The organism is Parabacteroides faecis (assembly GCF_014647375.1).
Taxonomy (GTDB): domain Bacteria; phylum Bacteroidota; class Bacteroidia; order Bacteroidales; family Tannerellaceae; genus Parabacteroides; species Parabacteroides faecis.
The window spans coordinates 173,758-188,814 of sequence record NZ_BMPB01000009.1; the positions used below are offsets into that span (position 1 = coordinate 173,758).

The window sequence follows — 15,057 nt, forward strand, 5'->3', positions numbered from 1 at the left end:
GATTTTGTACTTATTATTTTAGCTAGCAAAGGTAAATATAATTGATTTAACTATTGTATGTTTAGCTATTTTTATATCAATTGCTATTTGCTTTCGGTTCAGCCTGTTTAATGCCGTTTCGTATAAGCAGGGCATCGATGGTCGGCTCCTGTCCGCGGAAGCGTTTATACAATATAGCCGGGTCTTCTGTTCCTCCTTTCGACAGGACGTTTTCACGGAATGATCGGGCTGTTTCACGGTTGAATATCCCAGTTGCCTTGAAAACGGAAAAAGCGTCTGCATCCAGCACTTCTGCCCATTTATATCCGTAATATCCGGCTGCATAGCCTCCGGAGAAGATATGACCGAAACTGCTGCTCATCAATGTCCCGGATACTTCCGGAACAATAACGGTCTGTGCCCATGCCTGCTTCTCGAAAGCGATAACATCTCCATCAAATGGTTCTGTCCGGGTATGCCATGCCATATCCAGCATACCGAAACTCAGTTGGCGGCAACAGAAATATCCTGTGTTGAAATTGGCGGCATCGACTAGCTTGCGGATAAGCTCCTGAGGTATCTTTTCTCCTGTCTCGTAATGTACGGCGATCTGATCCAGGAATTCTTTTTCCGTCAACCAGTTTTCCATAAGTTGGGAAGGAAGTTCTACAAAGTCGCGATACACGTTCGTACCGGACAGGCTGGCATATTTCCCTTTGGCGAACATGCCGTGCAGCGCATGTCCGAACTCATGCAGGAGGGTATTCACTTCGTCGAAAGTCAGTAAGGACGGTTTGGTTTTTGTCGGACGCGTAAAGTTCATAACAATGATGATCTGTGGACGGCTGTCGTTACCATCGGCTTCGTTGTATTGCTCTTTGATACTGTTCATCCAGGCTCCCGATTGTTTACCGTCGCGTGGATGGAAGTCTGTATACAGGATAGAAAGAAATTTACCGTCGGCATCATATACTTCGTAAGCATCGACTTCCGGATGGTAAACAGGAATTTCTTTGTTTTCCCTGAATGTGATTCCGTACAATTGTGTTGCAAGTCCGAAGACACCGTTTTTAACATTATTCAGTTCGAAGTACGGACGCGTCATCTCGTCATTTACATTGAAACGGATGTCCTTCAGTTTTTCGGAATAATAACTCCAGTCCCAGGGCATGACGGTGATATTCTCTTTTTCAATTCCCATCGCGAAGCCCTGAACGGCATTGTATTCATTGATAGCAACCGGTTTATAAGCTTTTAGTAATTGTTCCAACAGCCTATATACGTTGGTCGGTGTTTTAGCCATCGTTCGTTTGAGTGAATATTCTGCATAGGTGTTGTGTCCCATGAGCCGGGCTATTTCCAACCGGATGTTGACGATCCGGCGGATAATCTCTTTGTTATCATATTCATCCCCTTTATTTCCGATGCTCATATATTCCCGGTACATAGCTTCACGCAGAGGGCGTAGAGCCGAATAGCGCATGAAGGGAATATAACTGGGGGCAGACAGGTTGAACAGCCAACCATCTTTCCCTTTTTCCTTTGCCCTGTGTGCTGCCGCTTCGCGGATGCTTTCGGGAAGTCCGGTCAGATCTTTTTCTTCTGTGAGGAGCAGTTCGTATCTGTTTTTGTCTTTCAATGCATTCTGGTCGAAGGTTAGCGTCAAGGTACTTAGCTCTGAACTGAGTTTACGATATTTCTCCTTGTCTTCCGGACTTAAATTTGCTCCGCGTACGCAGAATGATTCGAACGTATCTTCCAGTAATTTGGCGTCTTCCGTTGATAAGCTTAGCTGTTCCTTTTGTCCGTAAATATTTTTAATACGTGCGAACAGTTTCTCGTTGAGAAATATATTATTGGAACTTTCCGATAATTTCGGGGAGACTTGTTGTGAAAGATCCATCATTTCATCATTAGCTTCTGCATTAAGCACATTGAAGAATACTGAACTTACTTTTTCAAGTAGCTTGCCACTCCTTTCCAATGCAACGATTGTGTTTTCGAAAGTAGCAGGTTGTTCGTTTTCTGCTATCTCCTGAATTTCTTTTTCCAGTTGTTTGATTCCTTCATCGAATGCAGGTTCGTAATGCTCGATCTTTATGTCGTTGAAAGGAGGTGTTGCAAACGGAGTATTATATTGTTGAAAGAATGGATTATTTACTGTTTGTGTCATATCTCTTATACATTATATATTATATTTCTTGATTATTTCCCTGATATTTCTTTTTAAGGTGCAAATATGGAAAAAATACCTGGGTTATAGAATAATTCCCCTGCAGATTTCCTATTCGATTCGTTATCTGTTTGCCTATCGATAATTGTGGGCAGACTTGTTCATAATTATCGACAAGTTTACCTATAATTGTCGACAGGTTTACCGACAATTATCGACAAGCAATTACAATGTGAAGAAATAGTCTTCATTACATACGATTCTTTGTTTTATAACCCGTAGAATAAATATTTTGTTCTCGTAATCAAGTGTAGTTGTCCGAAAGTAATGAAATTCGAACCTTTTTAGAGCAAGTCTAAGATATTCATAGTGTGGTGTATTTGATGTTTTTAACAACTTAGTATGTGTTTGACAACACATCTCTGGTCGTGCTACATTTTCTAATCTGTTATTTATCAATATCTTCGTTGTTTTAAAAAAATAGAGTTTCTAAATAAATATGAAAGCTAGTTTGTTTTTTTAGTTTTTAAGTGATACATTTGGTCTGGATATCATATCATTTTAATTATATAAGCATAAACTTAAAACCAAATACAAATATGAGTTATCTTAAATTTGACAAAACAGTAATGATAAACCTGGAGGAGTCGTTGACTCGTGAAGTACTCCGAACCAACCGGACGGGGGCTTATCATTGTACGACTGTTGTGGATTGTAATACAAGAAAATACCACGGATTACTCGTTATGCCTGTGCCCGAGATAGACGACGATAACCATGTGCTGCTTTCTTCACTGGATGAAACAGTGATCCAACATGGTGCGGAGTTCAACCTGGGTTTACATAAATACCAAGGGGATAACTTTAGCCCTAAGGGACATAAATATATCCGCGAGTATAGTTCAGATACAGTTCCACGTACACTCTATCGGGTTGGAGGGGTTATTTTTTCAAAGGAAAAAGTATTTTCTTTGTATGAAAACCGCATCATGATCAAGTACACTCTTGAAGACGCCCATTCTGCAACCACCCTCCGTTTCCGCCCTTTCCTTGCTTTTCGTAGCGTAAAATCACTAACCCAGGCTAACGGGAATGTGAATCAGTCGTATACAGAAGTACCCAACGGGATAAAGACTTGCATGTATCATGGATATCCGGAATTATATATGCAGTTCAATAAGAAAGTGAAATTTGTTTATGAACCTTATTGGTATAATGGGATTGAATACCCGAAAGAACAGGAGAGAGGTTATCCGTATAAGGAAGACCTGTATGTCCCCGGTTATTTTGAAATTCCTATCAAAAAGGGAGAATCAATCATATTCAGTGCCGGTGATAGTCCGGTTGCCACTACGCGTTTGAAGAGTTTGTATGAAAACGAGGTGAATGCCCGTACGCCGCGTACCAGCTTCTTTAACTGTCTGAAGAACTCGGCACAGCAATTTTATTTCCGTCCGAAAGAAGACGATGCTTATCTGCTGGCCGGCTATCCGTGGTTCAAAGTGCGTGCAAGAGACTTGTTTGTGGCACTTCCCGGTTGTACCCTGTCTATTGCCGACCCTGTGCGTTTTGAAAAGATTATGCACACAGCCATGCCGGCTGTAAGGGCTTATATGGCTGAAAATAAACCGGATGCAGTTATTCGTGAAATAGATGAACCAGATGTGTTCCTGTGGGCTATCTGGGCTATACAACAGTATGCCAGAGAGGCAGGTATCGAACGTGCCAAAGAACTGTATGGAGAATTTGTGAATGAGATATTAGAGTTTATCTCCGGGCAGAAACATCCGGATATGAAGGTGATGGAAAATGGCCTGCTATTTGCCAATGGCCGCGATAAAGCGATTACCTGGATGAACTCGACCATAAACGGTAAACCTGTTGTACCTCGTTCCGGTTATATAGTAGAGTTCAATGCCCTGTGGTATAACGCTCTTTGTTTCTATACAGAATTGATGGGCGGCGTGCCAATCGAAAAATACGATAAGCTGATCAAGGCAATGGATATTTCTTTCCAGGAAACATTCGTGAATGGATATAACTATCTGTTTGATTCGGTGAATGGTTCTATTGTGGATTGGAGTGTACGTCCTAATATGATCTTTGCTGTTTCTGTTCCTTATTCTCCGCTGACGAGAGTTCAGAAACGCAGCGTCGTAGATATCGTTACGAAAGAACTGTTGACACCTAAAGGACTGCGTTCGCTTAGTCCGAAGAGTGAAGGCTACAGACCTTATTATGTCGGTCCGCAATACGAGCGTGATCAGGCTTACCATCAAGGTACGGCATGGCCCTGGTTATTGGGAGCGTATCTGGAAGCTTATCTTCGGGTATTCGGAAAGAGCGGTGTCTCTTTTGCCGAACGTATGTTGATAAGTATGGAGGATGAAATGTCATTGCATTGCATCGGTACTATACCGGAGTTGTTCGATGGTAACCCACCGTTCACCGGTCGTGGTGCTATTTCGTTTGCAATGAATGTGGCCGCTATTCTCAGGGTAGTGGATTTATTGAAGAAGTATAACGCCGAATAAAACAAGTACCAGATGAAAGCATTGATGTTTGGATGGGAATTTCCTCCGCATATCCTGGGAGGATTAGGAACGGCCAGTTATGGACTGACCAGAGGCATGGCTATGCAGCCGGATATGGATATAACATTTTGTATACCGAAACCCTGGGGCGATGAAGACCAGAGTTTTCTTAAAATCATAGGAGTTTGTAATGTCCCGATCGTGTGGCGCGATGTAGACATGGAACATGTGAAAAATCGCTTGTCCAAGTTTATGGACCCACAGAAATATTTTGAATATCGTGACCATATATATGCAGACTTCAGTTATCGTCATGTGAACGACCTGGGGTGTATGGAATTCTCCGGACGTTATCCGGATAATTTGCTGGAAGAGATCAATAACTATTCCATTGTAGCCGGTGTAATTGCTCGTACAGAGCAGTACGATATAATACATGCACACGACTGGCTGACTTATCCGGCCGGTATCCATGCAAAGAATGTCAGCGGTAAGCCTCTGGTGATTCATGTGCATGCAACCGATTACGACAGAAGTCGCGGTAATGTGAACCCGGATGTATATGCTATCGAAAAGAACGGTATGGATAATGCCGATCATATTATGACTGTTAGTAACCTGACTCGTCAGACGGTAATTGAAAAATATCATCAGGACCCGTCGAAAGTAACGACCGTTCATAATGCAGTGGAACCAATGAGTCCCGAAATCCTGGCTATCCAGGATAAGAAGGGAGTGAAAGATAAAGTAATCACGTTCCTGGGACGTATTACTATGCAGAAAGGCCCTGAATATTTTGTGGAAGCAGCAGCTAAAGTGTTGGCTAAAGCTCCGAAAACACGCTTTGTGATGGCTGGTAGCGGTGATATGATGAATAAGATGATCCGTTTGGCGGCTGAACGCAATATTTCCGACCGTTTCCATTTTACCGGATTTATGAAAGGTAAACAAGTGTACGAAGTGCTCAAGGCTAGTGATGTGTATGTAATGCCTTCTGTATCAGAGCCGTTTGGTATATCTCCGCTTGAAGCCATGCAATGTGGTGTCCCGTCTATAATTTCAAAACAGTCGGGTTGTGCGGAGATTCTGGACTATGCGGTGAAGGTGGATTATTGGGATATTGAAGCGATGGCTGATGCCATGTATTCTATTATTACCTATCCGGCTATGCATGAATTCCTGAAAGTGGAAGGAAAGAAAGAGGTAGATAATATCAAGTGGGAATATGCCGGACAGAAAGTTCGCCGTATCTACGAACAAGTGATTAATAAATAACGACAAGACAAAAATTAAAACAATTATATTATGAAAACGATCTGCTTTTATTTTCAGATACATCAGCCGTTCCGCCTGAAAAGATACCGTTTCTTTGATATCGGAAACGACCATTATTACTATGATGACTTCCAGAATGAAGAAATTATGCGTCGTATAGCTGAACGTTGCTATTTGCCGGCTAACAAGGCAATCCTGGAAATGATCAAAACAAGTGGTGGCAAATTTAAAGTTGCATTCTCTATTTCCGGTTTGGCTTTGGAGCAGATGGAGATCTATTCTCCGGAAGTGATCGATAGCTTTAAGGAGTTGGCAGCTACAGGCAATGTGGAATTCCTGGCTGAAACATATGCTCACTCGCTGGCTTCTTTGGGCGAGAATATCGAAGAGTTTCAGGATCAGGTAAAGAAACATAAGCAAAAGATACACGACCTGTTCGGTGTAAAACCGAAAGTGTTCCGTAATACAGAATTGATCTATTCAGACGATATTTCTGATGCAGTTTATAAGATGGGTTTCAAGGGTATGTTGACTGAAGGTGCAAAACATATTCTGGGATGGAAGAGTCCGAATTATATGTATAGCTCTTGTATACAGCCTCAATTGAAACTGCTGTTGAAGAACGACCGTTTCAGTGAAGATTTATCTTTGCGTTTCAACAACTATAACTGGAATGAATATCCGTTGACTGCAGATAAATATATTTCATGGATCGCGGCTACTCCGGATTCGGAACAGATTATAAATCTGTTTATGAATTATGAAGTGTTGGGTTCTTTAAATCCGGCAGAAACTGGTATATTCGATTTCTTTAAGGCATTGCCTCGTTTTGCAGCTGACAAGGGAATCGGTTTCTCTACACCATCGGAAGTGTTTGCTTTGCTGAAACCGGTTGATTCGATTTCTGTTCCTTATCCGATGTCATGGGTTGATGAAGAAAAGGACTGCAGCTCCTGGTTAGGTAATGTCCTGCAACAGGAAGCATTCCATAAGATTAACAGCATAAGCGAACGTGTTGGCCTGGTAGAAGAACGTCGTATTAAACAAGACTGGAATTATTTACAGAGTAGCGATCATTTCTTCTATATGAGTACGAAGCATGGAAATAGCGGTTTTAGTCCGTATGATAATCCGTATGATGCATTCAATAACTATATGAATGTTTTATCTGATTTCATTGCCCGTGTAAATGCTCAGTTCCCGGAAACAATCGAAAACGAGGAACTTAACTCACTTCTTACAACAATCAAGAATCAGGGAGAAGAGATTGAAGATCTTCAGAAAGAGCTTGAAAAGTTGAAAAAGAAAACAACAACGAAGAAGAAAACGGAAGCGTAATAATACTGAAAAAGACTGATTCGTAGAGTCAGTCTTTTTTTTGTATAAGTTAGTTTAAGCAATAAAAAAGCGGATAATCAAATAAGATTACTCGCTTTTTTATATGATATAAAGTTTATTATTTGTACTCTGTTGTTGTTACAATAATTTTTGTAGCATCTTCGGATTTAAGTAATTTCACTCCTGAAGGTAATAAATAGTTATTTAATGCAGTTGTATATGTTTGAGATTGGCCGTAATAACTATTTGATTTAGCTGTAATACGTTCAACCGGAATCAAAAGTAATACCATATCTTTATCCGGATTGTTCTTTATATGCTCTTGCATTAAATTAGCGATATTTCCGAATGGATAAGACCGACTGCTGGCATTATAGTCTGCACGGAATGCCGTTTTATTATCCTCTATCTTATTATTAACAAAGAATGTTGGCAAAGAATCTTTAGGCAATAATAATAAATTAGCAGGAGCCGGAAGTGCCCATTGCCATTCTTCCTGTGGATACGCTTTCATTGTCAGAGGAATATTGTTGATAACCCGGTCTCCTATTCTATCAACGATATCCTGTGCAGGAATAGTTAACTGGGTATATACACCGGCTGGTGTTTTCAGATAAGCTATTGAATCACTCGGTTCCAATAACGAGTTTAAATCCGTATTCTTGAAACGGTTCAACTGCAATACTTCTTTTGTAACATTGAATGTTTCACTAGCACGTGCAGTCGAATCCTGCCCTTGGCTACCTTTCAAATTGTATTTATAATAAATAGAAATAGCAGAATAGTTGATTTGTAGGATATTTCCGCTACCATATGTGTTGGTAACATACAAACCCTGAAAGAATTTATTGAAATTCTCCTGGCTATTAAATGTACTCGGATTCTTGACTGACTCATCGTAAAACTTCTGACCGAACTCTTTTGGCATTCGGATTGTGATAGTCGGGGTATATAGTGGGTAACCATCACTGTCTTTTGCTCCTCTGATACTATCAGGGATTGAATTGTCATATGCTGTATAGGTCTGCATACCTAGTGATTGCGTCATATCGCAATATTCCAGCGGATCGAAGTTTGTATAGAAATCCCTTTCCAGTTCTTTAGTTACCTGATATATCTGAGCACGCATAGGAGCTAATGAATCACCAACCCAGGCACTGTTCTGATACATGATCTTAAAATCGACCGAGTCTATCTGACCGTTGATAGGTTCCTTTTTAAATTTGAAATCATCCGGACAGTAGAACTGGCAGATGTAATCAGATTTCACATTACCGTACAACGGATCATAAAACTCGCCGAGTAGTCCACTAGTAGTTCTTGCATATACCGAATCCATCAGCAAGGTTGTTGCTTGCATCTGGAACGTATCTACATACACGGGCATTTTGTCTCCGTCAGGCTGAATTGTCGAGCCAACCAGATTCAAATCATCACTACACCCACTCAGGATTGTTATTCCCAAGCCCAGGCCAATTAATAAAGGCTTGATATTCATCATTTTTCTCTCACTTATTTAGAATCTAATACGACATCGTAAAATTCGTTGAATGCATCCATATAAGTTTCCGGCGATTGATAAGGAAGGAACGGAGTGTCCTTTTTAGTGGCGATATAATCCAGGATATCCTGATTGATCGTTTCACTACCTTGTATCACGCCATCTGCCATATCGATAGCCAGTTTAGTCAGGCCGACAAAGCTGGTATCAGCTTTGATGCCTTTCAGGTCACTGTCTTTTGCACCGTCAGTTTTCAGCTTGTGGGCCAATTCTTTTCTTAACGGTGAATTAAAGTCATCATTATAAATAGAGTAGACTATTTTTGCATTTTTAAGACATGGATCGTCTGCATACATTCTTTTTATATATAATGCAGTCAGTGCAGACATCCATCCGTGACAATGTATCACATCCGGGATCCAGCGAAGTTTCTTCACTGTTTCCAATACACCACGTACATAGAAGATAGAACGGTCGTCGTTATCTTCATAATCATTCCCATTCTCATCGCTAACAGTATGTTTACGCTGGAAGAAGTCTTCATTATCAATGAAGTACACCTGCATGCGTGCGGCCTGAATGGATGCTACCTTGATGATCAGCGGGTGATCCGTATCATCAATGATAAGGTTCATACCTGACAAGCGGATTACTTCGTGCAACTGATTGCGTCGCTCGTTGATATTTCCGAATTTAGGCATGAAAGTTCTGATCTCGCGACCACGCTCCTGAATGCCTTGCGGCAGATTCCTGCATATCGTTGCAATCTCAGATTCGGGAAGGTAGGGTGTTATTTCTTGGGCTATAAACAAGATTTTTTTTGCATCCATTCTGTAAACTAGTTTTATAAAGACGGCACAAAGATAATAAATTTCTTTCATTTACGGTAATTATTTATTTGCTTTGCACCGTCAATAAGCATCTAAAAAAGATGAAAATAGTAAACAGCATCCAAGAATTGAAGCGTTATCTTGCCGAAGAAAGGCAGCATAACAGGAAAATAGGCTTTGTTCCCACCATGGGAGCATTACATAACGGACACCTGAGCCTGGTTAAGCGTTGTGTAGAAGAGAACGATGTATGCGTTGTCAGCGTCTTCGTTAATCCGACCCAGTTTAATGACAAAAATGACCTTGCCACTTATCCCCGTACACTGGATAATGACTGTGCATTATTGGAACCGGCCGGTTGTAATTATGTATTTGCTCCTACAGAAGCAGAGATGTATCCCGAACCGGATACACGGACTTTTGACTTTGGAACCGTATCGGCAGTGATGGAAGGTGCTCGCCGTCCGGGACACTTTAACGGTGTTGCCCAGATCGTCAGCAAACTCTTTTATGCCGTGGAACCGGATAATGCTTATTTCGGGGAAAAGGATTTCCAGCAGATCGCCGTGATCCGTGCGATGGTAAAACAGTTGAACATTCCGGTAAAAATTAATGCCTGCCCGATTCTCCGGGAGGATGACGGACTGGCTTTAAGTAGCCGTAATGTCCGATTAACGTCGGAACAACGTCAAAAAGCGCCCCTGATTGCACGTACGTTAAAAGAAAGTACTAACTTTGCAGCCGGAAAAAGCGTACAGGAGGTGATCGAATTTGTTGTGAATACAATCAATGCGGATCCTGTTATGCGTGTTGAATACTACGAAATCGTAGACGGATACACGATGGAATCGATTAAAAACTGGTCGGACGCCGATTATGTAGTGGGCTGTATCACCGTTTATTGCGGTGAAGTTCGGTTGATCGATAATGTAAAATATAAATAGCTGGTAAATAAGGAGATATATCTGTTCGGAAAAAGTCAGGACTTTTGATTATAAAAGTCCCTTATTTTGAAGACAAAAGTCCCTTATTTTAAATGCAAAAGACCCTACTTTTGTTTGAGGGACATTTAATGATAATCAAATTATATAAAAACGATGTTTATAGAGGTAGTTAAATCAAAGATTCACCGGGTGACGGTAACGGAAGCTAATCTGAATTATATCGGTAGTATTACTATCGATGAAGATTTGCTGGATGCCGCCAACCTGATTCCGAATGAAAAGGTGGCTATTGTGAACAACAATAACGGTGAACGTTTTGAAACGTATATCATTAAAGGCGAGCGAGGCTCAGGCGTGATTTGTCTGAACGGAGCGGCAGCCCGAAAGGCACAGCCTGGAGATATCATCATTATCATGTCATACGCCATGATGGATTTTGAAGAAGCCAAAACATTTAAACCGGCTGTTGTGTTTCCTGATACAGCAACCAATAAACTGATATAGAGCATCGAAGCAGCAATTGAAATGTTTTAGAAATAAAAATAAGAAAGCTCGCCGGATGCCGGCGGGCTTTTTTTGTGACCCTATGTTTTCGTTTTGAAATTATTATAGAGTATGTATACAAACAAACAGATCTGGAATGTAAGTTACCCTATCTTTCTGAGTTTATTGGCGCAGAATATTATTAATGTGACCGATACGGCTTTCCTGGGAAGGGTAGGTGAAGTTGAGTTGGGAGCCTCTGCGATGGGTGGGCTCTATTATATATGTGTGTTTACTATTGCATTTGGTTTCAGCACCGGGTCGCAGATCATGATGGCACGAAGGAATGGCGAGCAGTTGTACAAGGATGTAGGGCCGGTCATGATACAGGGGGTATTTTTCCTTCTGGCACTGGCTGCCGTGATGTTTACTTTGTCCCGTTTCTTTGCCAAAGACATTATGCGGGTGATGATCTCTTCCGATACGATCCTGATGGCGACGGAAGAGTTTCTCGACTGGCGTGTGTTCGGTTTCTTTTTCTCTTTTGTGAATGTGATGTTCCGTGCCTTGTTTATCGGTATTACCCGGACAAAGGTGCTGACATTGAACGCTATTGTGATGGCATTGACCAATGTGCTGCTCGACTATCTGCTGATATTCGGAAAAGGAGGTTTTCCTGAAATGGGTATCAAGGGGGCCGCTATCGCTTCGGTGGTGGCAGAAGGTGTGTCGATCGTTTTCTTTTTAGTCTATACCCGTTTGACGGTCGATATAAAGAAGTATGCACTGAATCAATTCCGGTCGTTCGATATTGAATTACTGAAGCGTGTGTTGAATATCTCCATCTTTACGATGTTGCAGTACTTTATATCGCTGAGTACTTACTTTTTGCTTTTTGTAGCAGTAGAACATCTGGGACAACGGCAGTTGGCGATAGCCAATATTGTCCGTAGTGTGTATATCGTTCTGTTGATCCCGGTCAATTCTTTATCGACCGCGACCAATTCTTTTGTCAGTAACAGTATCGGTGCCGGTCATAAAGACCAGGTTATCCCGATCATTCGTAAGATATCTTATATCTCTTTGAGCATTATGGCAGGCTGTGTTTTTATTGCTTGTATTTTTCCTTCGGCCATATTGTCGATTTATACGAATGACATTACTTTAATACATGCGTCGGTTCCTTCGCTCTATGTTATCTCCGGAGCGTTGCTGATAGCTGCTGTTGCCAATATCGTATTTAATGGGGTGACAGGTACGGGAAATACCCGTTCGGCTTTTGCGATGGAGGTGGTGACGCTTGTTTTTTATACGCTGTTTATCTATGTGGCGGGGATGCGTTTGCATCTTCCGGTGGCGATTTGTTTCCTGACCGAGGTGATTTATTATAGCGGTTTGTTGTTGGCTAGTGTAATTTATTTGAAAAAAGCGGCGTGGCAGAATAAAAAGATTTAGAGGATTACATCCTTTTTCTTACCTTTGCACCCTATTACGTTAGAAATTAGAAAGAAAAAAATAAATACACATACAAATTATGTTTGAAAATTTAAGCGAAAGGTTAGACAGATCGTTTAAGCTGTTGAAAGGTGAAGGCAAGATCACCGAGATCAATGTGGCTGAAACACTGAAAGATGTGCGTAAAGCCCTGCTTGATGCCGACGTAAACTACAAGGTGGCTAAGTCATTTACCGATACGGTAAAAGAAAAAGCGTTGGGACAGAATGTACTTACGTCTGTTAAACCCAGCCAGTTAATGGTAAAGATAGTACACGACGAACTGGCCAGCCTGATGGGTGGAACAGCTATCGATATCAATCTGGCCGGTTCACCAGCCATCATCCTTATGTCTGGTCTGCAAGGTTCGGGTAAGACTACTTTCTCCGGAAAGTTGGCGAATATGCTGAAAACCAAAAGAAATAAGAAGCCGTTGCTGGCTGCTTGTGACGTTTATCGTCCGGCTGCTATCGAACAGTTGCGTGTAGTCGGTGAACAGGTTGGCGTTCCTGTTTATATGGAACTGGAAAATAAGAATCCGGTAGAGATCGCTATGAACGCAATTCGCGAAGCCCGTGCAAAGGGTAACGATGTCGTGATTGTCGATACTGCCGGCCGTCTGGCTATCGATGAGCAGATGATGAAAGAGATCGCTGCCATCAAGAGCGCTATTCAACCGGACGAAACATTGTTCGTAGTGGACTCCATGACCGGACAGGATGCCGTTAATACTGCAAAGGAATTTAACGAACGCCTGAACTTCGACGGGGTTGTTTTGACTAAACTCGACGGTGATACCCGTGGTGGTGCCGCTCTTTCTATTCGTACGGTTGTCGATAAACCGATCAAGTTTGTCGGAACCGGTGAAAAGATGGATGCACTCGATACATTCCACCCGGAACGTATGGCCGACCGTATCCTCGGTATGGGTGATATCGTTTCTTTGGTAGAACGTGCACAGGAACAATACGACGAAGAAGAAGCCAAGCGCTTACAGAAGAAGATTGCCAAAAACCAGTTCGACTTCAACGACTTTATCGCCCAGATCCAACAGATCAAGAAGATGGGTAACCTGAAAGAACTCGCTTCCATGATCCCCGGTGTCGGCAAAGCCTTGAAAGATATCGATATCGATGACAATGCCTTCAAGAGTATTGAAGCAATCATTTATTCAATGACTCCGGACGAACGTGTCAATCCGGCTATCCTGAACGGTTCTCGCCGCCAGCGTATTGCCAAAGGTAGCGGTACGACGGTGCAGGAGGTAAACAAACTGATCAAACAGTTCGACGAAACCCGTAAGATGATGCGTATGCTTACTGCCGCTAAACCGGGAAGTAAGAAATTTCCTTCATTAAAGAGATAAACATTAAAGACATATATTATGGAAGACAATCATTATCAATTACTGGACGGAAAAGCGGTCTCTGCTCAGATGAAGAAAGAGATGGCTGAAGAAGTTGCCCAGATCAAAGCGGCAGGAGGTAAGATTCCTCATCTGGCAGCCATTCTGGTGGGTCATGACGGAGGTAGCGAAACCTATGTGGCCAGTAAAGTGAAAACCTGTGAAGAGATTGGTTTTAAATCCACATTGATCCGTTATGAAGATGATGTGACCGAAGAAGAATTACTTCGTCGTGTGGATGAACTGAACAATGACCCGGATGTAGACGGTTTTATTGTACAGCTTCCGCTTCCGAAGCATATCTCAGAGCAAAAGATTATTGAAGCGATCGATTATCGTAAAGACGTTGACGGATTCCATCCGATCAATGTGGGACGCATGTCGATCGGTCTTCCTTGTTTTGTCTCCGCTACTCCGGCCGGTATCCTTGAGTTGCTGAAACGCTATGAAATAGAAACCAGCGGTAAGCATTGTGTTGTGTTGGGACGCAGCAATATCGTCGGCAAGCCGATGGCTATGTTGATGATGCAGAAAAGTTATCCGGGTAACTGTACGGTAACGGTTTGCCACAGTCGTTCAAACAACCTGAAAGAAATGTGTCTGAGTGCCGATATCATTATTGTCGCTTTGGGTGTTCCTGAATTCCTGAAAGCCGATATGGTGAAAGAGGGTGCTGTGATCGTTGACGTGGGTACTACCCGCATGCCGAGCAGTGTTACTAAGAGCGGATATAAGCTGACAGGCGATGTGAAGTTTGATGAAGTAGCACCGAAATGCTCTTATATTACTCCGGTTCCGGGAGGTGTCGGTCCTATGACAATCATTTCTTTGATGCGTAATACGCTGTTAGCCGGGAAGAAAGCAATTTACAAGTAAAATATTTGTATTTTTTCTTTGAAAAACGCTTGCAGAATAATAAAAAACATCTATCTTTGCACCGTCTTAAAGAGAAATACTCAAAGAGACTGAAATGGTGAGCGTAGCTCAGTTGGTTAGAGCATCGGATTGTGGTTCCGAGGGTCGTGGGTTCGAATCCCATCGTTCACCCCAGATAGAATAAAAAGCCATCCTGTTAAAGGGTGGCTTTTTTGTGTTTATCCT

Annotated in this window: 11 protein-coding genes and 1 tRNA gene; 9 read left to right on the plus strand and 3 right to left on the minus strand. The window is 42.0% G+C overall.

The annotated features are described in order from the left end of the window. Window positions 1-76: 76 nt before the first annotated feature. A complete protein-coding gene (locus IEY67_RS14760; protein ID WP_183672121.1) occupies window positions 77-2,152 on the minus strand; it encodes a M3 family metallopeptidase in 2,076 nt (691 codons plus the stop codon). A 599-nt stretch (window positions 2,153-2,751) separates the two neighbouring features. Between IEY67_RS14760 and IEY67_RS14765 the strand changes: the two genes are divergently transcribed. The 3 genes from IEY67_RS14765 to IEY67_RS14775 are packed head-to-tail and all read left to right on the plus strand — an operon-like array spanning window position 2,752 to window position 7,299. Beyond that, window positions 2,752-4,686 (plus strand): glycogen debranching enzyme N-terminal domain-containing protein, encoded by a 1,935-nt coding sequence (locus IEY67_RS14765; protein WP_122375037.1) that lies wholly within the window; start codon window positions 2,752-2,754, stop codon window positions 4,684-4,686. A gap of 12 nt (window positions 4,687-4,698) precedes the next feature. Beyond that, window positions 4,699-5,961 (plus strand): glycosyltransferase, encoded by a 1,263-nt coding sequence (locus IEY67_RS14770; RefSeq protein WP_122353811.1) that lies wholly within the window; start codon window positions 4,699-4,701, stop codon window positions 5,959-5,961. Window positions 5,962-5,991: 30 nt separating this feature from the next. Beyond that, entirely contained in the window at window positions 5,992-7,299 is a 1,308-nt protein-coding gene (locus IEY67_RS14775; protein WP_122353810.1) for a glycoside hydrolase family 57 protein, read from the plus strand. Between the two features lie 118 nt (window positions 7,300-7,417). Here the strand turns inward: IEY67_RS14775 and IEY67_RS14780 are convergent, their stop codons facing one another. Together IEY67_RS14780 and IEY67_RS14785 are read right to left on the minus strand one after the other, a co-directional pair. Continuing rightward, window positions 7,418-8,797 (minus strand): DUF4270 domain-containing protein, encoded by a 1,380-nt coding sequence (locus tag IEY67_RS14780; protein WP_183672184.1) that lies wholly within the window; start codon window positions 8,795-8,797, stop codon window positions 7,418-7,420. Window positions 8,798-8,811: 14 nt separating this feature from the next. Continuing rightward, window positions 8,812-9,630, minus strand: coding sequence for a glycogen/starch synthase (locus IEY67_RS14785; RefSeq protein WP_122353803.1), 819 nt, complete (start codon window positions 9,628-9,630; stop codon window positions 8,812-8,814). A 101-nt stretch (window positions 9,631-9,731) separates the two neighbouring features. Here IEY67_RS14785 and panC point away from each other — a divergent pair, with 101 nt between their 5' ends. The 6 genes from panC to IEY67_RS14815 all read left to right on the plus strand — a co-directional run bounded on the left by panC (window position 9,732) and on the right by IEY67_RS14815 (window position 15,006). Continuing rightward, window positions 9,732-10,574, plus strand: coding sequence for a pantoate--beta-alanine ligase (gene panC / locus IEY67_RS14790; protein WP_183672122.1), 843 nt, complete (start codon window positions 9,732-9,734; stop codon window positions 10,572-10,574). Between the two features lie 153 nt (window positions 10,575-10,727). Beyond that, on the plus strand, window positions 10,728-11,078 hold the full coding sequence (panD, locus tag IEY67_RS14795; RefSeq protein ID WP_122353801.1) for an aspartate 1-decarboxylase: 351 nt from the start codon (window positions 10,728-10,730) through the stop codon (window positions 11,076-11,078). Window positions 11,079-11,189: 111 nt separating this feature from the next. Beyond that, window positions 11,190-12,512, plus strand: coding sequence for an MATE family efflux transporter (locus IEY67_RS14800; RefSeq protein ID WP_183672123.1), 1,323 nt, complete (start codon window positions 11,190-11,192; stop codon window positions 12,510-12,512). A 79-nt stretch (window positions 12,513-12,591) separates the two neighbouring features. Beyond that, window positions 12,592-13,917 (plus strand): signal recognition particle protein, encoded by a 1,326-nt coding sequence (ffh, locus tag IEY67_RS14805; RefSeq protein WP_122353799.1) that lies wholly within the window; start codon window positions 12,592-12,594, stop codon window positions 13,915-13,917. Between the two features lie 18 nt (window positions 13,918-13,935). After that, window positions 13,936-14,832: a bifunctional methylenetetrahydrofolate dehydrogenase/methenyltetrahydrofolate cyclohydrolase FolD gene (gene folD / locus IEY67_RS14810; protein ID WP_122375043.1), complete on the plus strand. Its 897-nt coding sequence runs from the start codon at window positions 13,936-13,938 to the stop codon at window positions 14,830-14,832. 97 nt (window positions 14,833-14,929) lie between these two features. Then, a tRNA-His gene (locus IEY67_RS14815) sits at window positions 14,930-15,006 on the plus strand. Window positions 15,007-15,057: the final 51 nt, after the last annotated feature.